Origin of the sequence: Streptomyces sp. yr375 (genome assembly GCF_900110755.1) — a bacterium.
Taxonomy (GTDB): Bacteria; Actinomycetota; Actinomycetes; order Streptomycetales; family Streptomycetaceae; genus Streptomyces.
In genome coordinates this window covers 14,630-34,565 of sequence record NZ_FOFF01000023.1, presented here as the reverse complement: position 1 = coordinate 34,565, position 19,936 = coordinate 14,630, and the positions used below count along the sequence as shown (strand labels likewise).

The 19,936-nt window shown below is 72.6% G+C and carries 16 protein-coding genes; 6 read left to right on the top strand and 10 right to left on the bottom strand.

Translation table 11 applies throughout. The features are described 5' to 3' along the window. Window positions 1–248 precede the first annotated feature (248 nt). Window positions 249–785, top strand: coding sequence for an HNH endonuclease (locus tag BMZ82_RS22510; RefSeq protein WP_093778577.1), 537 nt, complete (start codon window positions 249–251; stop codon window positions 783–785). A gap of 93 nt (window positions 786–878) precedes the next feature. Here BMZ82_RS22510 and BMZ82_RS22505 read toward each other — a convergent pair whose 3' ends face one another. The 6 genes from BMZ82_RS22505 to BMZ82_RS22480 all read right to left on the bottom strand — a co-directional run bounded on the left by BMZ82_RS22505 (window position 879) and on the right by BMZ82_RS22480 (window position 6,379). Continuing rightward, window positions 879–1,457 (bottom strand): hypothetical protein, encoded by a 579-nt coding sequence (locus tag BMZ82_RS22505; protein ID WP_093778575.1) that lies wholly within the window; start codon window positions 1,455–1,457, stop codon window positions 879–881. Continuing rightward, window positions 1,454–2,785, bottom strand: coding sequence for a hypothetical protein (locus BMZ82_RS22500; protein ID WP_093778573.1), 1,332 nt, complete (start codon window positions 2,783–2,785; stop codon window positions 1,454–1,456). The genes BMZ82_RS22505 and BMZ82_RS22500 overlap by 4 nt, the downstream gene beginning before the upstream one ends. After that, a complete protein-coding gene (locus tag BMZ82_RS22495) occupies window positions 2,782–3,597 on the bottom strand; it encodes an ATP-binding cassette domain-containing protein (RefSeq protein WP_256252050.1) in 816 nt (271 codons plus the stop codon). The genes BMZ82_RS22500 and BMZ82_RS22495 overlap by 4 nt, the downstream gene beginning before the upstream one ends. Then, window positions 3,594–4,460: a zf-HC2 domain-containing protein gene (locus BMZ82_RS22490; RefSeq protein ID WP_093778569.1), complete on the bottom strand. Its 867-nt coding sequence runs from the start codon at window positions 4,458–4,460 to the stop codon at window positions 3,594–3,596. The genes BMZ82_RS22495 and BMZ82_RS22490 overlap by 4 nt, the downstream gene beginning before the upstream one ends. Continuing rightward, entirely contained in the window at window positions 4,457–5,056 is a 600-nt protein-coding gene (locus BMZ82_RS22485; protein ID WP_371271280.1) for an RNA polymerase sigma factor, read from the bottom strand. The genes BMZ82_RS22490 and BMZ82_RS22485 overlap by 4 nt, the downstream gene beginning before the upstream one ends. A gap of 87 nt (window positions 5,057–5,143) precedes the next feature. Continuing rightward, entirely contained in the window at window positions 5,144–6,379 is a 1,236-nt protein-coding gene (locus BMZ82_RS22480) for a GNAT family N-acetyltransferase (RefSeq protein ID WP_093778565.1), read from the bottom strand. Between the two features lie 281 nt (window positions 6,380–6,660). Between BMZ82_RS22480 and BMZ82_RS42745 the strand changes: the two genes are divergently transcribed. The 3 genes from BMZ82_RS42745 (at window position 6,661) to BMZ82_RS22465 (ending at window position 9,298) form a co-directional block, all read left to right on the top strand. Continuing rightward, window positions 6,661–6,840: a hypothetical protein gene (locus BMZ82_RS42745; protein ID WP_093778563.1), complete on the top strand. Its 180-nt coding sequence runs from the start codon at window positions 6,661–6,663 to the stop codon at window positions 6,838–6,840. Window positions 6,841–6,842: 2 nt separating this feature from the next. Beyond that, entirely contained in the window at window positions 6,843–8,963 is a 2,121-nt protein-coding gene (gene malQ / locus BMZ82_RS22470) for a 4-alpha-glucanotransferase (protein ID WP_093778561.1), read from the top strand. A gap of 80 nt (window positions 8,964–9,043) precedes the next feature. Further along, a complete protein-coding gene (locus BMZ82_RS22465; RefSeq protein WP_093778559.1) occupies window positions 9,044–9,298 on the top strand; it encodes a hypothetical protein in 255 nt (84 codons plus the stop codon). Window positions 9,299–9,675: 377 nt separating this feature from the next. Here the strand turns inward: BMZ82_RS22465 and BMZ82_RS22460 are convergent, their stop codons facing one another. Beyond that, window positions 9,676–10,182, bottom strand: a complete 507-nt coding sequence (locus BMZ82_RS22460; protein WP_093778558.1) for a MarR family winged helix-turn-helix transcriptional regulator — start codon at window positions 10,180–10,182, stop codon at window positions 9,676–9,678. 113 nt (window positions 10,183–10,295) lie between these two features. Here BMZ82_RS22460 and BMZ82_RS22455 point away from each other — a divergent pair, with 113 nt between their 5' ends. Both BMZ82_RS22455 and BMZ82_RS22450 read left to right on the top strand, forming a co-directional pair. Next, on the top strand, window positions 10,296–11,687 hold the full coding sequence (locus tag BMZ82_RS22455) for an MFS transporter (protein WP_093778556.1): 1,392 nt from the start codon (window positions 10,296–10,298) through the stop codon (window positions 11,685–11,687). Further along, window positions 11,684–12,643 (top strand): EamA family transporter, encoded by a 960-nt coding sequence (locus tag BMZ82_RS22450; RefSeq protein ID WP_093778554.1) that lies wholly within the window; start codon window positions 11,684–11,686, stop codon window positions 12,641–12,643. Before BMZ82_RS22455 ends, BMZ82_RS22450 begins: the two co-directional genes overlap by 4 nt. 34 nt (window positions 12,644–12,677) lie before the next feature. On the opposite strand, the gene pepN is transcribed toward BMZ82_RS22450, so the two are convergent. The 3 genes from pepN to BMZ82_RS22435 form a co-directional block, all read right to left on the bottom strand. After that, on the bottom strand, window positions 12,678–15,245 hold the full coding sequence (gene pepN, locus BMZ82_RS22445) for an aminopeptidase N (protein WP_093778552.1): 2,568 nt from the start codon (window positions 15,243–15,245) through the stop codon (window positions 12,678–12,680). Window positions 15,246–15,390: 145 nt separating this feature from the next. Continuing rightward, complete coding sequence (locus tag BMZ82_RS22440) at window positions 15,391–16,407, bottom strand: aspartate-semialdehyde dehydrogenase (RefSeq protein WP_093778550.1); 1,017 nt, start codon at window positions 16,405–16,407, stop codon at window positions 15,391–15,393. A gap of 193 nt (window positions 16,408–16,600) precedes the next feature. Next, window positions 16,601–19,924, bottom strand: coding sequence for a S8 family serine peptidase (locus BMZ82_RS22435; RefSeq protein WP_093778548.1), 3,324 nt, complete (start codon window positions 19,922–19,924; stop codon window positions 16,601–16,603). Window positions 19,925–19,936 lie beyond the last annotated feature (12 nt).

The window sequence follows — 19,936 nt, the reverse complement described above, 5'->3', positions numbered from 1 at the left end:
AGGTCACCGGACAGACAGAACCACCACACTAACGGGGCATTGTGAGTGGTTCGGCGAGATGAGTGAAGGAGAGACGGTCCTCACCCGTGCTTGAACAGGCCATGATCCGGGGGATGCATCAGGGTGTGGTCGAAAACACTCCCAGCCCGTTACCGGGACATGGTGGCGCGTCCACCAGGCAAGAGGAGAGACTGACTGCAGATCGTCCCGGCGCGAGCCACGCGCCGCCGACGCCCAAGGAGGCATCCGTGCCGCATGTCCTGGTCCTCAACGCGTCGTACGAGCCCCTCGGCGTCGTACCGCTCCGCCGCGCGCTCATCCTCGTCCTGGAGAACAAGGCGATCTCCCTGGAGGAATCCGGCGCCTTCATGCACAGCGCGACCGTCACGGTTTCAGCACCCAGCGTGGTCCGGCTCAAGCGATTCGTCCGGGTTCCCTACCGGGGGCCCGTTCCTCTCACCCGCAGGGCGCTGTTCGCCCGGGACGGGGGCCGGTGCATGTACTGCGGTGGCGTCGCAACCAGCGTCGACCACGTCATCCCGCGCAGCCGCGGGGGCAAACACGTGTGGGACAACGTCGTGGCGTCCTGCCGCCGCTGCAACCACACCAAGGCCGACCGGCACCTCGTCGAGATCGGCTGGCGGCTGCGCCACAAACCCGCCCCTCCCTCCGGCCTCGCCTGGCGCATCATCGGCACGGGCCATAGGGATCCGCGCTGGCTGCCGTACTTGCAGCCGTACGGCGCGGACGACGCCCTGGCCCGGATCGACGGCATCTCCGCCTAGCCGACCCGGGCTTTTGCATACCCCGTGGCACCCCCGCCCCAGCCAGCCCAGCCACGGGGCCCTTCGGGACGACCCGCTCCCGGGCCCGAGAACTCAGTCGCGCGAGTCCTCGGGCCGCGCCCCCTGTACCGCGTACAGCGCCGCGCCGAGCGCGAACGCGGCCCCCGCCGCCGGCCACGCCCACACCGTGACCGCCCACCCGTGCACCCCGCCCGACGCGAGGCACATCGCGCCGACATAGCAGGACGCGGGCAGCCAGCTCAGCCGGGCGCCGAACAGGACGGCCGCGGTCGCCGTGAGGCCGACGCAGCCCAGCAGATCGCGGAGCGCGGCGGCAGGGGCGAGCGGCAGGAGTGCGGCCATGAGGGCCGCGACGGCCGTCAGGGCGAGCAGGTGGGCCAGCCGCCGGGGCCACCAGGGGCGTACCGCCGTACGGTCCAGCTCGTGGGACGGGGCGTACAGGCTCGCGCCGATCAACGCGGCGGCCGCCAGGGCCGCCAGGGTCGCGACCGGCGTCGCCCGCCCCGGATCCAGCTCCGCATCGCCCGTCCGGTGCGCCGCCCACCCGGCGAACACGCAGGTCACGGTGAGCAGGACGAGGGTGCGGGGAACAGTGCGGGAGCGGGCGTAGAGGCGGAGGCCGGACGTCGAGGCGAAGAGGCGGGGGCTCACAGGGCGGGCACCCCGCTCGGGTCGCAGTCGCCGGCCGTCGCGAAGTAGGCCGACAGCCAGGTCCGACGTTCGTCGGCGCCCATCGACGCCAGCCGGGCCCGGGCCGCCTGCCGCTCCTTGAGCCCGGCGCGCTCGGCGGCGGTGCCCTTCGCGTCCAGACCGTCGAAGTAGTCCTGGCTGGGGCTCGGCGCGAGGTAGGCGATGACGGCGTCGTCCGCCGGGCGCACACGCGCGGTCAGCTCACGGCAGTCGTCACGACCCTCCAGCGCCATCACCGCCTCCCACGCGTACTGCTCCGGATCGGTCAGCCGACCCCGTACGACCGACCGGCCGAACGGCGTCAGCATCGGAAGCCGCACCTCGCCGTCGCCCGGTTCGCCGGGACGGTCCTCGAACCGGACCGGCAGGTTCCGTACGCCCTCCAGGCGGCCGGTGATCCCCGACAGCGCCTTTGTGACCTGCGGCAACAGGTCCTTGTAGCGGTCGTTCACACAGATCTGCGGCGAGGTCGAGGTGGCGCACACCTGGCCGTGCCCGGCCGGGTTCGTGCGCCACGGTCCGGGCCCGGTCTGCGCCAGCAGCGCGCCCGCGGCCGTCGCCGCCGCCAGCGGCAGCAGCGCGGTGTACCTGCGCCGGGCCGCGTACGCCAGCACCGCGGAGACCGCGAGCCCGGCCGTCCACACGGCCATCGCCGTCGGCTGCCACCCCACCGGAACCAGCCCCTCCGCGACGGGCAGCGCCGGGTCGAGGTAGCGCCCGGAGCCCGAGCCCGGCTGCCCGGACTGGGCCAGACCGAGATACCCGCCCACCGCCAGCAACGGCGCCGCGGCCCGCCATGCGACCAGCCGCCCCACGACATGGCCGGCCAGCGCGGCGGCCACCAGGACCACCGCGTCCGTCGGCAGCAGGTCCAGGTACGGCCGGTCGCCGCGGGCGTACGGCCAGGTGGCGAGGAGCGCCCCGGCCGCGGCGAGCAGATACCCGGCCGCCACCCACAGCGCGGGCGGCAGCGCCGCCGCGAGCAGCCGGGCCAGCGGTCCGCGGACGGCCGTCCCCCACAACTCCTGCGTGCCGCGCCGCCGCTCCCGCCCGCCCCGCACGCAGCCCACGGCCGCCGCGAGCGGCACGAGGACCAGCAGCACGCCGTGCACCTCGGACCGGGTCTCGGCCCAGCCGCCCTGCCAGCGGTCCGCCGTGGCGGCCAGCAGCACGGCCGGGACGAGGAAGGCGGCGACGCCCGCCCAGGGCGCGAGCCCACGGGTCGCCTCGGCGCACAGCGGATGCGCGAGCGCCCGCCGCGCCGTCTTCGGCTCCGCCACGAGCGTCATCGCGCCGTCTCCACCGTGGTCGGGGCGCGGTGGGCGCGCAGGGCGGCCAGGTAGCCGCGCTCGACGGGGTTGTCGCCGAAGCCGTCCGCTGCCTCGGCCCCCTGGGTCTCCGTTGCCTCGCCCAGCTTGGTCAGGGACGCGGGGGTGCCCTGGTAGGCGACCCGGCCCGCGTCCAGGAGGGTGACCTCCGTGCAGGCGGCGGCCACGTCCTCCACCAGGTGGGTGGAGACGACGACCGTGGCGCGGGTGCCCAGTTCGCGCAGCAGCGCGCGGAACTCGACGCGCTGCTCGGGGTCGAGGCCCGCGGTCGGCTCGTCGAGGAGCAGGAGCTCCGGCTCGTTGACGATGGCCTGGGCGATGCCGACCCGGCGGATCATGCCGCCGGACAGCGTCTTCACCTTCACGTCGGCACGGTCGCCGAGGCCGACGCGTTCGACGGCGCGGGCGACGGCGGCCGGGGTGTCCGCGGCGGGCATGTCCTTCAGCCAGGCCACGTAGGCGACGAACTCGCGCACCGTGAAGCCCGGGTAGTAGCCGAACTCCTGCGGCAGATAACCGAGTCGGGCCCGGACCGTGCCGCGCCGGGACGGTTCGCCGACGTCCTCGCCGAGCAGCTCCACCCGCCCGGCGGACGGCTGCGCGACGGTCGCCAGGACCCGGATCAGGGACGTCTTCCCGGCCCCGTTCGGACCGAGCAGCCCGTGCACGCCGAGACCGAGGTCGAGGTCGACGCCGTCGAGGGCGACGGTCCTGCGGTGCCGGACGCGCAGTCCGCTCACTCGTATCGTGTGGGTCGCGCTTGTCGTGCTCACGGCTTCTCCAGGCGGTCGTAGGCGGAACGGCGGGTGGCCAGCAGTCCGGCACACAGCACGGCCGCGGCTCCCCAAGTGCCCTGGGCGAGGGGGCCGTCGAGGCAGCGGTCGAGCTGCGCGGCCAGCCCGGCGAGCGCGGGCCCGTCGGGGGCGGCCAGCGCCGGGACGAGGACGGCGGCCAGCCAGCCCCCGCCCGTCAGCGCGGTGGCGGTCCGGCAGCCGACCCACCCGGCCAGCGTCAGCGAGGCCAGCGTCAGCGCGAGCCCCGGCAGCAGCCAGGCGGCGGCGCCCGGAGCACCGGAGGCGGGCAGCAGCAGACCGGTGAGGGTCAGCAGCGGCAGGCTGACGGCGAGGACGGCGGTCGTCCGCGTCAGCATCAGCCGCAGCCCCCCGGAGGTCGTGGCCGCCGCGATCTCGTGCAGCGGATCGGCGTGCACCCCGTAGGAGACGGCGACCCCGGCGACGGGCACGACAGGCGCGAGCGCCAGCAGCAACGGCCACGACCCGTCGACCCCGGCCCCGTACGACAGGGCGAGCGCACCGAGGGCGACGAGCAGGAGCGCGGGCAGCCAGGCACCGCGCAGGGCGGGTCCGGCGGCCCAGAGGGCGCGGGTGAGGAAGGAGAACGGCGGGTGGGCGCGGGGGGTGACCTCCCGCACCTCCCTCAGCACCGTCGCCCGCACCTCCGCCAGCACCACTCCCGCCGCGGGCGACTGCCGTACGGCTGCGGAGACGCGCTCGGCGCACGCTGCGCACCGCTCCAGATGCTTCTCCAGGGACCAGGCGTCGGCTTCCGGGAGGGTGCCGTCGGCGTAGCGGGCGGCGAGGTCGTCGGACGTGTGCCAGTTCTGGGCCAGGCTCATGCCGGACCTCCCGAGGGATGGGTATTCGGGTTCGGGTTGGGGTTCAACTGGGCGAGCGCGGCGCGGAGTTCGGCGCGGGCGCGCATCGCTCGGGTCTTGACGGTGCCCTCGGGGATGCCGAGCAGCCGGGCCGCCTCCCGGGTCGTCAGCCCGTCGACGACGGTCGCGCGCAGCACCTCGCGCAGCTCGGGCGAGATCCGGTCCAGGGCGGTGCCGACATCGCCGAACTCCAGCCCGGCCAGCACCCGTTCCTCGGCGGAGGCGGCGACCGGCGACGGCCAGTCCTCGACCCGTGCCGCCTCGACCCGGTCGGCCCGCTCCTGCACCCGCCGCGCGTCGACGAGCCGCCGGGCGGCGACGGTCCACAACCACCCGCCGGCCTCCTCACCCCGGTGCCCGCCGGCTGACCGCCACACGGTCACGAAGGTGTCCTGCAACACCTCCCGCACCACCTCGGGATCGGCGCAACGCCGCGTCAGGCGAGCGTGCAGCCACCCGGCATGCCGGTCGTACAGCGCGCCCAGCGCGGCCGCGTCCCCACCCGCCACGGCCCGCAGCAGCGCCGCGTCCGTATCACTCTCCCGGTGGCCCCTCACGGGGCGGAACAGTCTCACAACCTGTCTATCGCCCCGCCCCGGGCAGCCGGTTCACGCGAGCCTTGCGCGGGTGCGCCCCGCCTGCCGTCAGAACCAGTGCAGGCAGTGTGGGGGGACGGCGGTGTGGAAGAGGGTGTCGGCGAGGCTGGGCGCGCTTGGGTGGTGGGCCGTGATGTGGCCGGCGCGGACGAGGGTGCTCGGGGTGGTGCCGCCCAGGTAGATCGAGCCGAGGTCGCTCACGTCCAGGGAGAGGTCGGGGGCGCGGTCCGTCGGGACGCAGTCGGCCTTGCCGTCCCGGACGGTCAGCAGGTGGCGGCTGCGCTCGCCGAGGAACGGGTCGTCGACGTCGAGGACGAGCTCGCCGTCCGTGCACCAGCCGCGCGCGGTCAGCGCGCCCGGGATGTCCAGCAGCCGTACCCAGAGCCAGTCGGTGTCGCCGCTGACCTGGCCGGCGCGGAAGTCCGCGAGCTGCCAGCGCAGCGGGTGGCCCGGCGGGAAGTGCTTGAACACGACCTGCGAGACGAGGTCGTGTCCGAGTACGAACCGGGCCAGGGCCGTGAAGACGGCGTCGTCGGCGGCGATGGTCTCGTCGACCGTCAGGGTGTCGGCTTCGCCGATCGAGTAGCTGGCGTAGCCGTCCGGGACGCCGTCGACGTCACGGTGGACGGCGACGTAGCGCGGGGCCGGAGCGATCGGGGGCTGCCCCGCGCCCGACGCCCACCAGCGGTGCGGCCGGGACAGCGCGCCGGGCTGTGCGCGGCGGTACCGGTCGTAGACCGCCTCCAGGATCTCGCCGCACTCGGCCCGCCGCAGCACCTCGATCGTGCCGGGGTCCAGGACGGTCGCTGCGGTGTCGGTCGTTTCGCGAGTCCGGGGGAGGACGAGGGCGGCCTGCCTCCGCGGCACCGTCAGGCGTTGCGTGTAGGTCGCCGGTCCGTAGCCGTACCTCTGGTAGATCGGGGCCTCGGAGGCCAGCAGCACGGAGAGGTACTCCCCTCGGGCCCGCAGTTCGGTGAGCTGGTGCCGCATCATCGCGCTGAGCACGCCCCGACGCCGGTGCGAGGGCAGGACGCCGACGAAGCTCACCCCGGCGGCCGGGGCGAGGATCTCACCGGGCAGGGTGAGCTCGAACGAGTACGCACCGGCGGTGCCGACGGGCCGCCCGTCCGCCGTCACGGCGAGCAGACAGCGGTCCGCTTCGAGCGCCGCCCACCAGACCCCGCCGCCGCCCTCGCCCGGCGTCTCCGGGAAGCGCCCGAACGCGGCATGGAGCGTGTCGACGAAGACCTCGCGATCCTCGTCGGTCGTGGGACGAATCTCCATCGCTGCCACTGCCGCCGCCTCCCCGGAATCCGAAACAAACGCCACCACGCCTCATGGTTGCCCGCCACAGTGCAGCGTCGGCCCCGTGGCCCGGTCAACCGAATAGTTCGGCCGGGCCGCTGGTCTGCCGGTCTGCTGGTCTGTCGGTTCTGAGCGGGTCGAGCGAGGTTATGGCAGCGTGTGTTGCGATGACGGACGTTCGTCGGACGTCTGTCATCGCGCTCGCTGGGTAGGCCTGCGGTAGTGGTAACCGACGCCGTACCCCCCACAAGGAGGCCACTGTGGTCGCACCGGCATACCCCCCGTTCCCGGTTCAGTCCAAACGTCTGGCGGAGCCGACCCGGGCCGAAGGAAGCTGTGCCGAACCCCCGCTGACCAGCGAACCTCCGCTGCCCGACGCCGAGCCGCTGACCAGCGAGCCGCCGCTTGCCGCCGCCGACTCCGGGTCCACGAGGCGGTAGCGGTGGCCGCGCCGCCCGGAGAGGAGCTCGCCCGGCTCGCCGCGCTGCACGGCGTCGGCACCTCCTACCAGCCCTCCCCGGACCGTACGGTCACGGCGTCGGCCGCCGCCGTCACCCGTGCGCTGGCCGCCCTCGGCGTCGACGTGGGCACCCCGGAGGCCGTTCGGGACGCGCTCGCCGCCCGGGAAGCCGAACTGCGGGAGCGGTTGCTGCCGCCGACCGTGGTGTGCTGGAACGGGGACGAGGACGGGGACGGGGGCCGGGCGGAGGCGCTCGACGCCCTTCCCGAGGGCACTCGGCTGCTCGTCGAGACCGAGCAGGGAGAGAGCCGTCACGCGGTTGACGGGCTTCCGCTCGGGGTGCATCGGTTGACGGTCACCGCGCCCGACGGGCGGACCGGCCGCGCCCACCTCGTCGTCGCCCCGGGCCGGCTGCCCACGCCCACGCCCACGTCCCCGCCCACGGGACGGTCGTACGGGCTTCTCGTTCAGGTGTACTCACTCCTCTCCCGGCGCTCCTGGGGCATGGGTGACCTGGGGGACCTCGGGGAGCTGGCCGGCTGGGCCGGGCGGGCGCTCGGGGCCGGGTTCGTGCAGGTCAACCCGTTGCATGCGGCCGTGCCCGGCGCGGTGCCCGGTGCGCCGACCGATCCGTCGCCCTATCGGCCGTCCTCCCGCCGGTTCCCCGACCCCGTGCATCTGCGCGTCGAGGACATTCCCGAGTTCGCGTACGTCGACGACCGCGAAGGCGTCGCGGCGCTTCTCGGACGGGCCGCCCGGCTGCGGGAAGCCGTGCTGGAGAAGGGTGAGCTGATCGACCGGGATGCCGTATGGGAAGTGAAACGGGAGGCGCTCGACGCCGTTGTCCGGGTGCCGCTCGGGCCCGGTCGGCGCGCCGCCTACTGCGACTTCCTCGCCGAGCAGGGACAGGCCCTGGAGGACCACGCCACCTGGTGCGCCCTCGCCGAGGTCCACGGGTCGCGGTGGCAGCAGTGGCCGACGGGACTCAGGGACCCCCGGTCCGCCGAAACCGCCCGTGCGCGCGGGGAGTTGATGGCCCGCGTCGACTTCCACTCCCGGCTCGCCTGGCTCACCGACACCCAGCTCACCGCCGCCCAGCGCGCCGCGCGCGAGGCGGGGATGGGCATCGGGATCGTGCACGATCTCGCCGTCGGCGTGCACCCCGAGGGCGCGGACGCGTGGGCGCAGCAGGAGTACTTCGCCGCCGGCATGTCCATCGGCGCTCCGCCGGACGCCTTCAACGCCCGCGGCCAGGACTGGGGCCTGCCGCCCTGGCGTCCGGACCGGCTCGCCGATTCCGGCTACGCGCCCTACCGGCGACTGCTCCGCGGCCTCTTCCGCTATGCGGGCGCGCTGCGCATCGACCATGTCATGGGCCTGTTCCGGCTGTGGTGGGTGCCGCAGGGGCAGCCGCCCACGGAGGGTACGTACGTCCGTTACGACGCCGAGGCCATGCTCGCCGTCCTGGTGCTGGAGGCGTCGCGGGCGGGGGCGATCGTGATCGGCGAGGACCTCGGCACCGTCGAGCCGGGCGTCCGGGAGGCGTTGCGCGAGCGCGGGGTGCTCGGTACGTCCGTCCTGTGGTTCGAGCGGGACTGGGACGGCGACGGACAGCCGCTGCCCCCCGACCGCTGGCGCGCCGACTGCCTGGCCACCGCCACCACCCACGACCTGCCGTCCACCGCCGCCCGCCTCACCGGCGAACACGTCGAACTCCGCGACCGGCTGGGCCTGTTGACCCGGCCCGTGGAGGAGGAGCGCGCGGCCGCCGCCAACGACACGGCGGAGTGGCTGGCCCTGCTCAGCCGCCTCGGGCTGCTGGCCGGGTCCGGCGGCGGCAGCGACCGTTCCTCGGAGGAGGCCGAGGTGCAGGCCGTCCACCGCTTCCTGCTGCACACGCCCGCCCGCATGATCGGCGTCTGGCTCCCGGACGGCGTCGGCGACCGCCGCCCGCAGAACCTCCCCGGCACGTGGGACCAGTACCCGAACTGGCGTCTGCCCGTCGCGGACGCGGAGGGCCGTCCGGTCACCCTGGAGCAGCTCGCGGCCTCGCCGAGACTGCGGGCGCTGATCGACGTCCTGCGCGAGCGGGGCACCGTGTGATTCCCGCCCCGCACCGCGTACGGCTCCTCATACGGCACCCCGGACGCGCGCCCTCCGACACCGTTCGCTAACTTGGCACCGTGGACAAGAAGAACACCCTGCGCGCCGGCGCCCTGGCCGCCGGTACGACGCTGATGATGCTGCTCATGTCGTCCCCCGCCCTCGCGCTGACCCGCGACGACGGCGACGACCCCGGCCCGGGTCTCAGTGTCGTCGACACGCTGGGCCTTTATGTCGCGGCCCCCCTCGTGATCTTCGCTGTGATCGCCGGGCTGGTCTGGGTCCTCGACGGTTCGACCGACCGCGACGACAGCAAGGCCCGGGCCAAGGCCTAGGTCATGGCCAAGGCCAAGGCTTAGGTCCAGCGCCGGGCCTCTGGTCCGGTATCCGCCGCACGCTCTCCGAGGGCGTCGGCCTCACTCGCGTACACGCACGCCGGACGCAGGTGAGGCCGACGCCCTCGTCGCGTTCCCCCGCATGTCGCCCGGTGGGTAATTCCGTCGACAGGCCGCGAGCCCGGCTGGCAGGCTGCCGCGCATGACCTACGGATACGGAATCGAGTCCTTCACCGCTCGATGACCGCGTGCTGCGCCTCGCGGTGCCCTCGCCCGGATGGCGTATCCAGTCCGCCGCATCTCGGAGGCTCTCCCGTGCCCGGCCTGCTCGCCGCACCCCACACCACTGACTGGCCCTCCGGCTCCGGCTGACACCGTCAACTCCCCGGCGTCTCCGTCGTCGTCAGCAACAGCCTTAGCAGGTCGGCCAGTTGGTCCGACTGTTCCGGGGTGAGGGCGGCGGACAGGGCCTTCGTCTGGAGGGCGAGGCCCGCGCCGACCGCGCGGTCGACCAGTTCGAGCCCCTTCTCGGTCAGCGTGACGTGCAGGCCCCGGCGGTCGTGCGGGTCGGGGGAGCGGCGCAGCAGCGCGGCCCGTTCCAGTTTGTCGAGGCGGCCGGTCATACCGCCGGTCGTGAGCATCAGCGTCGCCGACAACTGACGCGGCGAGAGGGTGTACGGCTCGCCGGAGCGGCGCAGGGTGGCCAGTACGTCGAACTCGCCGCGTCCGATGCCGTACCCCGCGTACACCTTCTCCACCCGGTCGCCCATCGCGCGCGAGAGCCGGTAGACGCGGCCGAAGACCTCCATCGCCCGGGTGTCGAGGTCCGGCCGCGCGGCGGCCCACTGCTTGACGATCACGTCGACGGGGTCCATGGGGTCCATGGGGCGAGTATCCGACGGGGTTCGGTCGGCCGCAAGAAAGTAGCTTGATGGAAAGTAGCTTAGGAGTAAGCTACTTTCGAGCGAGCTACTTTCATCGCCTCCAAGGGGGAGCCATGCGCAAGGGCAAGGGCAAGGGCAAGGGCAAGGACAAGCGCAAAAGCAAGGACAAGGACAACAGGGATGGCGGCCCGGGCATACCCGGCCACTGGGCCCTGCCCGTCGCCGCCGCCGTCAACGGCGTCGGCACCGGCATGTACATCCCGTTCACGCTCGTGTTCTTCCACTACGTCACCGGGCTGTCCTTCACCCTCGTGGGCGCCGTGCTCACGGTCACCGGACTCGTCGGCATCGGCGCACTCCCGCTCGCCGGGGCGGCCGTCGACCGCTGCGGGGCGCGGCGCGTGCAGTACGTGCTGTACGGCGTGCGGGTCGTCGGCTTCGCGCTCTACCCCTTCGCCCACTCCCTGACGGCGTTCGCGGGCGTCGCCCTCGTCACCGCCGCCGCCGACCGCGCCTTCCCGGCCGTGCAGTCGTCCCTGATCGGAGAGGTGGCGCGGGGCGCGGACCGGGACCGGTTGCAGGCCGCCACCCGGGCGCTGCAGAACGGCGGCAACGGCGCGGGCGCTCTGCTGGCCACGCTGGTCATCGCCTTCGCGGGCAGCGCCGGTTACACCTACGCGGCCTGGGGCAACGCCCTCTCCTTCGCATGCGCCGCCCTGTTGCTGCGCCCGCTGCGTCCCCTGCGGCCGCGGCGCGCACCGGACGGCACGAAGACGCGCGGGGCCGCGGCCGGTGCCGGATACCGGCTCGTGCTGGCCGACCGGCCCTTCCTGGTGGTCACCGGTGCCAACTTCCTGAACGCGCTGAGCTATTCGGCCCTGTCCGTCCTCTTCCCGCTGTTCATCGTGGAGTGGCTGCACGGGCCCGCCGTGCTCACCGGAGCCGCGTTCACGGTCAACACCGTGCTGTGCGCGGCGGCCGGGATGTTCGTCGGCGGGCGGGTCCGCAGGGCCGGTGCCCGGCGTACCCGGGCCGCCGCGCTGGGCGGTGGCCTGTTCGCGGTCGCGTTCCTCGCGCAGATCGTCCTGGGCACCCTGCGCCCGGCCTCCGGACCGGTGCTGGGCGCGGCCCTGGTCGCCGTGGTCGTCGTCTACACGCTCGGCGAACTGATCCACAGCCCCGCCGCCGAGGTCCTCGCGGTGTCGGCGGCCCCGGAGGCCGTGCGCGGCCGGTACCTGGCGGCCTACCAGATGTCCTGGTCGCTGGCGAAGGCGGTGGCGCCGTCCCTGTTCACCGTGCTCCTCGCGGTGGACGGCCGGCTGCCGTGGGCGGTCCTCGTCCTCACCTCGGCCGTGGCCGCCACCCTGCTCGTCCGGGTGGAACGACGGCTCCCGGCGGAAGCGGTACGCCCCACCCCGCCGACCGTCACCCACACCGCGCCCCCCGCCCCCGTCACCACCCCCCTCTCACTCCCGCACGCCTCCCTCGGAAGGGACCGGCCATGAAGCTGCCCGCCGCCACCTCCCTCACCGTCCTGCTCACCGCGCTCGCCCCGGTCTCCTGGGGCACCACCTACGCCGTCACCACCGAGTTCCTTCCCGCCGACCGGCCCCTGTTCACCGGGCTGATGCGGGCCCTGCCCGCCGGGCTGCTGCTGCTCGCGCTCGGCCGGGTGCTGCCGCGCGGCGCGTGGTGGGGGAAGGCGGCGGTGCTCGGCGCGCTGAACATCGGGGCCTTCTTCCCGCTGCTCTTCCTCTCCGCGTACCGGCTGCCCGGCGGTATGGCGGCGGTCGTCGGCTCGGTCGGGCCGCTGTTCGTCGTCGGTCTCTCGGCGCTGCTGCTGGGGCAGCGGCCGACCGTGCGGACTCTGCTCGCCGGGGTGGTGGCCGCGTTCGGCGTCAGCCTGGTCGTGCTGAAGGCGGCCGGCGCGCTCGATCCCGTCGGCGTCCTGGCCGCGCTCGCCTCCGCCGCCTCCATGTCGGCCGGTACGGTCCTCACGAAGAAGTGGGGCCGCCCGGACGGCGTCGGCCCGCTCGCCCTCACCGGCTGGCAGCTCACCGCGGGCGGCCTGCTCATCGCGCCGGTCGCCTTCCTCGTCGAGGGCGCTCCGCCCGCCCTGGACGGCCGTGCGGTCGGCGGCTACCTCTACCTCGCCCTGGCGAACACGGCCGTCTCGTACTGGCTCTGGTTCCGCGGCATCGGCCGCCTCACCGCCACCCAGGTCACCTTCCTCGGCCCGCTCTCCCCGCTGACCGCCGCCGTCGTCGGCTGGGCCGCCCTCGGCCAGGCCCTGACACCGGTACAACTGACGGGCATGGCGCTGGCGTTCGGCGCGACGGTGGCGGGGCAGCGGGGGGTGGGCGGGACGACCGGGACGACCAGGGCGGTCGTACGCGCGTCCGGTCCGGACGGAAGGGGCGCGATCCCCGTCCTGAGTACGGAGAAGGGGCGCTCGGTATGACACCGGGCGCCCCCATCCATGTACCGACTACCGGCTACTGCGTGTCCGCCGCCTGGGCCTGGAGGGCGCGTTCCACGCCCGAGCGGGACTCGGACACGAGGCGGCGCAGGGCCGCGTTCGGCTCGGCGGAGGTCAGCCAGGCGTCCGTCTTGTCCAGGATCTCCTGGGAGACCTGGATCGCCGGATAGAGGCCGACCGCGATCTGCTGGGCGATCTCGTGCGAACGGGCGTCCCAGATGTCCTTGACGACCTCGAAGTACTTGTCCGTGTACGGCGCGAGCAGCTCACGCTGGTCGGTCTGGACGAAGCCGCCGATGACGGCGCCCTGCACGGCGTTGGGCAGCTTGTCGGACTCGACGACCGCCGCCCACGCCTCCGCCTTGGCCTCCGGGGTCGGCCGGGCGGCGCGGGCGGTCGCGGCGTGCCGCTCACCGGCGGCCGTCTTGTCGCGCTCGTACTCCCCGGCGATCTCCGCCTCGTCGAACCGGCCGACCGCCGCGAGGCGTTGCACGAACGCCCAGCGCAGCTCGGTGTCGACGGCCAGGCCCTCGACCGTCTGCGAGCCGTCCAACAGGGCCTCCAGGAGGTCCAGTTGCTCCGGCGTGCGGGCCGTAGCCGCGAACGCCCGTGCCCACGCGAGCTGTTGGTCGCCGCCCGCGTCGGCCGCCCGCAGGTGGGCCAGCGTGGCGTCCGTCCAACGGGCCAGCAGGGCCTCGCGGGTGCTCGGGTCGGCGTACAGGTCGATGGCGAGCTTGACCTGGCGGTGCAGCGACTGCACCACGCCGATGTCGGACTCCTTGCCGATGCCGGACAGCACCAGCGACAGGTAGTCGCGGGCGGGCAGTTCGGCGTCCCGGGTCATGTCCCAGGCCGACGCCCAGCACAGGGCGCGGGGCAGCGACGACTCGAAGTCGCCGAGGTGCTCGGTGACGAACGCGAGGGACTGCTCGTCGAGGCGGACCTTGGCGTACGACAGGTCGTCGTCGTTCAACAGCACCACGTCCGGACGGCGCTTGCCCACCAGGTGCGGTACGGCGGTCAGTTCGCCGTCGACGTCCAGTTCGACGCGCTCGCCGCGCAGCAGCTTGCCGCTGTCGCCGTCGAGGTCGTACAGGCCGACCGCGATGCGGTGCGGGCGCAGCGTCGGCTCGCCCTTCGCGCCCGCGGGCAGCGCCGGGGCCTCCTGGCGGATGGCGAAGGAGGTGATGACGCCGTCGGCGTCCGTCTCGATCTCGGGACGGAGGATGTTGATGCCGGCGGTCTGGAGCCACTTCTCCGACCAGGTGCCCAGATCACGGCCGGAGGTCTCCTCCAGCGCGCCGAGCAGGTCGGACAGCCGGGTGTTGCCGAACGCGTGCCGCTTGAAGTAGGCCTGCACGCCCGCGAAGAACTCGTCCATGCCGACGTACGCCACGAGCTGCTTCAGGACGGACGCGCCCTTGGCGTACGTGATGCCGTCGAAGTTGACGAGGACGTCGTCCAGGTCGCCGATCTCGGCCATGATCGGGTGGGTGGAGGGCAGTTGGTCCTGCCGGTAGGCCCACGTCTTCATGGAGTTGGCGAACGTGGTCCACGAGTGCGGCCAGCGCGAGTCGGGGTGGTACGCCTGGCAGGCGATGGAGGTGTAGGTGGCGAACGACTCGTTCAGCCACAGGTCGTTCCACCACTCCATGGTGACCAGGTCGCCGAACCACATGTGCGCCAGCTCGTGCAGGATGGTCTCGGCGCGCAGCTCGTACGACGCGTCGGTGACCTTGGACCGGAACACGTACTGGTCCCGGATGGTCACCGCGCCCGCGTTCTCCATCGCGCCCGCGTTGAACTCCGGCACGAAGAGCTGGTCGTACTTCTTGAACGGGTACGCGTAGTCGAACTTCTCCTGGAACCAGTCGAAGCCCTGCCGCGTGACCTCGAAGATCGCGTCCGAGTCGAGGAACTCGGCGAGGGAGGGCCGGCAGTAGATGCCGAGCGGCACCGACTGGCCGTCCTTCTCGTACACGCTGTGGACGCTGTGGTACGGGCCGACGATCAGCGCCGTGATGTACGTCGAGATGCGCGGGGTCGGCTCGAACGCCCAGACGTCGTCCTTGGGTTCGGGCGTCGGGGAGTTGGAGATGACGGTCCAGCCGCTCGGGGCCTTCACCGTGAATTGGAAGGTGGCCTTGAGGTCCGGCTGCTCGAACGACGCGAACACCCGGCGGGCGTCCGGCACCTCGAACTGCGTGTACAGGTAGGCCTGTTCGTCGACCGGGTCGACGAAGCGGTGCAGGCCCTCACCGGTGTTGGTGTAGGCGCAGTCGGCGACGACCCGCAGGACGTTACGGCCTTCGAGTAGGCCCGGGAGCGCGATCCGGGAGTCCTCGAAGACGTCGCCCGGGTCCAGCGCGTCGCCGTTCAGCGTGACTTCGCGGACGGTCGGGGCGACCAGGTCGATGAAGGACTCGGCACCGGTTTCGGCGACGTCGAAGCGCACCGTGGTCACGGACCTGTAGGTACCGCCCTCCTGCGCGCCGGAGAGGTCGAGATCGATCTCGTACGAGTCAACGGTCAGCAGCTTCGCCCGCTGCTGGGCCTCTTCGCGAGTCAGGTTTGTGCCAGGCACGCGGTCATCTCCTCGTGATGGGTGGGTTGCGCCATCCTTCCACGGGAGCTGTGCCGATCGCCCAACCGGAGGGGCTGGAAATCCAGCCCCTCCGGCGTTTGAGGAGCGGGGGTTCGGGGGCGGAGCCCCCGAGGAGAGGCCGGCGTCAGTCCTTCAGTTCCGCTGCTACCAGTTCCGCGATCTGCACCGCGTTCAGGGCCGCGCCCTTGCGGAGGTTGTCGTTGGAGATGAAGAGGGCGAGGCCGTTGTCGACGGTCTCGTCGGGGCGGATGCGGCCCACGTAGGACGCGTCCCGGCCCGCCGCCTGAAGCGGGGTCGGGATCTCCGACAGCTCCACGCCGGGCGCGCCCGCGAGCAGCTCCGTGGCCCGCTCCACCGACAGCGGACGCGCGAAGCGGGCGTTCACCTGGAGGGAGTGGCCGGAGAAGACGGGGACGCGCACGCAGGTGCCGGAGACCTTGAGGGCGGGGATCTCCAGGATCTTGCGGGACTCGTGGCGGAGCTTCTGCTCCTCGTCCGTCTCGTGCAGCCCGTCCTCGACGATCGAGCCCGCGAGCGGGACGACGTTGAAGGCGATCGGGCGCTTGTAGACCTGCGGGTCGGGGAAGGAAACCGCGTCGCCGCCGTGGGTCAGCTTGTCCGCGTCGGCGACGACCTTCTGCGCCTGCCCGTGCAGCTCCGCCACGCCCGCGACGCCCGACCCGGACACCGCCTGGTACGTCGCGACGACCAGCGCCTCGAGCCCGGCCTCCGCGTGCAGCGGCTTCAGGACCGGCATCGCGGCCATCGTGGTGCAGTTCGGGTTGGCGATGATGCCCTTGGGGCGGTTGGCGATCGCGTGCGGGTTCACCTCGGAGACGACGAGGGGAACCTCCGGGTCCCTGCGCCAGGCCGACGAGTTGTCGATCACGACCGCGCCCTGCGAGGCGACCTTCTCGGCCAGCGCCTTAGACGTCGCGCCGCCCGCCGAGAAGAGCACGATGTCCAGGCCGGTGTAGTCGGCGCTCGCCGCGTCCTCCACCGTCACGCCGTCCAGGGTCGTGCCCGCCGAACGGGCCGACGCGAACAGGCGCAGCTCGGTGACCGGGAAGGCGCGCTCCTTGAGGATCCCGCGCATGACCGTGCCGACCTGACCGGTGGCTCCGACGATTCCGACCCTCACAGCGACTCCCTACAACGTGGTTTTCTCCATCATGAGACCGATCCCGGTCCACTTGTCCAATTCTTTGCGCGTCATGCCCGAGGAGTGGAACACGGAGGGGTGTGACGTACGCCTCCGTGACGAAGGGCGGGCGCCCTTACGGACGCCCGCCCTCACTGCTCAACCGATGCCGATATCGGTACCGGTACCGGTGTTACGGGGTGACCTTCTCGATGGCCACGTTGCCGATGCCCGCGACGGTGCCCCGCGCGTTCACCAACTGGACCTGGCCGAAGAAGGCGCGGCCCTCGGGCGCGGCGGCCGCGGCGGTGACGGTCGCGGAGACCGGCGCCGAGGCGCCCGTGGCGAGCTTCACCGGCGTCGACTCGTCGACCGTGACGGTGCCGAGCGAGGCCGAGAAGAACACGTCCAGGTAGTCGTACGCCGTCGTGCCGGCCGGGACCGAGTAGCCCGCGACCTCGATGGTGTACGTGCCGGCGGCGGGCGACGGGATGGAGACCGCCTCCTCCGAGTCACCGTCGGCGGACTGGCCGACCTGCGTGCCGTTCGCGTCGTAGACCGTGAGGTCCAGGTCGGCGGAGGCGTCGGAGACGTTGCCGATGGAGACGTCGAGCGACTTCGCGCCGGCCGGGACCTCGACCGTGCTGGTCTGGGTCGCGCCGTTCGCGATGCTCGGACGGTCCTTCTTGGACGAGCCGAGCGGGCCGCCGACCAGCTTGCCGTCGATCGCGGCGAACGTGTTCGAGACCGTCCAGGAGACGGGGGCCGGGGTGCCGACCTTCGCCTCGGGCAGGGTCACGGTCTCCGGGGCGAAGGTCGCGCCGTAGACGGTGGCGTCCAGCGTGTACGGGTTGTCGAGCAGCGGCGACGTGCGGCGCGACTCGACCTCGATCTCCCAGACCCCGGCCTGCGGGTTCTGGTACGAACGGGCGTCCGGCCCGCACCCGTTGCTGTTCGGGTAGTTGCTGTAGCAGTACGGGGTGCCGGTGTCCTCGACGGCGACGCCGTACGGGTGGATCGAGATGAACCGGGTCTGGCTCTTGTCCTTCAGACCGCTGATCCCGACCTCGAACGACTTCGCGCCCTCGGGCACGGTCAGGAAGTAGGACTGCGAGCTGTTGCGCTGCACGCTGGCCTTCTTGACGAAGGTGTAGTGCACCGGCGTCGACACGACGACCGTGGCGAGGATCTGCTTGTCGATGCCCACGGTCTTCGGGTCGTCGACCTCGATGATCGCGCTCTTGAGACCGGCGGAGCCCGCCTTGGCCTGGATCTTGACCGTGACCGGCTTGTTCAGCGGCAGCGTGACCTCGTCCGAGCCGAGGATCTTGAAGGTGCCGCCCGCGTTGTTCTCGATGTGCAGCTTGTGGCGGATCGCCTTGTCGGCGCCGGACGTACGGGTGATGGTGACGTCGTACGTCTTCTTCTGCCCGGCCTTGAGGCCGCCCTCGCGGTCGTAGATGCCGGTGCCGAAGCCCGGCGTCTTCAGCGCCTGGTCGAGCGCGGTGTCGACCGGGGCCTTCACCGTGTAGTCGTGGGCGGTGGCGCCCTTCTTGATGGCCTTCCAGGCGTCCACGATGTTGATGGCGCCCGCGCCCTCCTCGTACGCCTGCGCACCCTTGATGTGGTCGGCGGTCGAGGTCAGCGCCGTGCGCAGGATCGCCGGGGTGAGCGCGACCTTGTTCAGCTTGGCGGCGGAGATCAGCAGCGCCGACGCGCCCGCGGCCTGCGGGGAGGCCATCGAGGTGCCCTGGAGCATGGAGTAGCCGGCCGGCAGCGGGTAGCCCGCGTCGGCGACCGGGGAGCCCGGCAGCCAGGTCTGCGTGGTGTTGATCGCCGCGCCGGGCGCGACGAGCGTCGGCGTGAAGCCGCCGTCCTCACGCGGGCCGCGCGAGGAGAACGGCATCAGCGCGTACTTCTTCTCGACCTGCGAGCCGTAGTTCGAGGCCCACGTCTCCTTGGAGATGGCCGCGCCGACCGAGATCACCTTGTCGGCCAGACCGGGGTCGCCGATGGTGTTCGCGCCGGGGCCCTCGTTGCCCGCGGAGATCACGAGCTGGACGCCGTAGGTGTCGATGAGGCGGGTGTACAGCTCGGCGCGCGCGTTGTTGCCGTCGTTCAGACCCGGCAGGCCGCCGATCGACATGTTGACGATGTCGACGCCGCGGTTGACGACGAGGTCGATCATGCCCTCGGTGAGCGCGACGTTGGTGCAGCCCGGGCCGAAGACGCAGGCACGGGAGGAGACGATCTTCGCGCCGGGCGCGGCGCCGTTCATCTTGCCGCCGAACAGGCCGTTCGCGGCGGTGATGCCGGCCACGTGCGTGCCGTGCTCGCTGGCGATGAGGCCGATGTTGACGAAGTCGGCCTTCTTGCCGACCCAGTCGCCGCCGAAGGGGTCCATCGGCACGTCCTTGCGGATCTGCACGACGAACGGCTGCCGCTCGGCGACGTCGGTCTTCGGGTCGTCGGTGCCGAAGTAGCCGACCTGGTAGCCGTCCTTGTACGGCTTCATCGCGGTGTCGTCGGTGAAGTCGCCGTTGTTGTTCACGTCGACGGTGACCGTGCCGGCCGCGGCGTCGTACAGGACGCCCCACGCGTCGGTGGTGTCGCCGTCGCGGTTGACGTCGCCCTTGGCGTCGCCGCCCGCGGTGGCGGACTCGCGGAACAGGTTGACCTGGTAGGAGCCGGCCTTCGCCGTCCAGGTCCGGCCGCCGAAGGTGAAGGTGGGCCCGGACACGGAGGTCGTCATCGGCCGCCACGAGGCGTCGTTGTCGATGATCGGGTCGGTCGACGTGACCCAGTCGACGATCTTGCGCTCGCCGGTGCTGGTCTTCTGCAGCGCGGGGTGCGACAGGTCCACACCCGAGTCGAGGATGCCGATGGTGACGCCGCGGCCGTCCGCCTTCGGGTTCTTCTTCACGAAGTCGACGGCGCCCGTCTCGAAGGACGGGTTGTACGGGTTCTCGGCGGGCGTGTCCTTGCCCGGCGCGGGGTAGCTCTTCGCCTTGGCGGCGGAGGCGGCGCTCGTGGCGCCCGTCGCGGTGTCCGCGCTCGGCGTCGGGTCGTCGAGGGCGATGTCCTGGCGCAGGTCGATGGCGTGCACCGAGGTCAGCTTGGCCGCGGCGGCGATCGCCGAGTCGGCCTTGGCCGTCGGGACGGTGGCGCGGACGTAGCCGACCTTGTCGTAGGACTGGCCGACCGAGCCGCCCTTGACCGCGTCCAGCTCCTTGGCGACCTGCTCGGTCTGGCCGGGGGCGGTCGCGACCATCAGCGTGACGTTCTTGTCGCCGTCGGCCTTGGCGTCGGCGAGGAGGTCGGCGTCGTCGGCGCCGAGCTTGTCGTGGGCGGACTTCACGCCCGGGTCGGCCACGGCCGGGGTCGAACCGGAGTCGGCGGCGAAGGCCAGCGGGATCGGACCGGCCGCGGACAGCGCGGCCACCAGGCCTGCGGCCACGGCTATCCGCGCCACGCGTCTCGCGCCCGGTATCGACTCGGGCTGGGGGGTGAGGGTCATCGGCATCCCTTG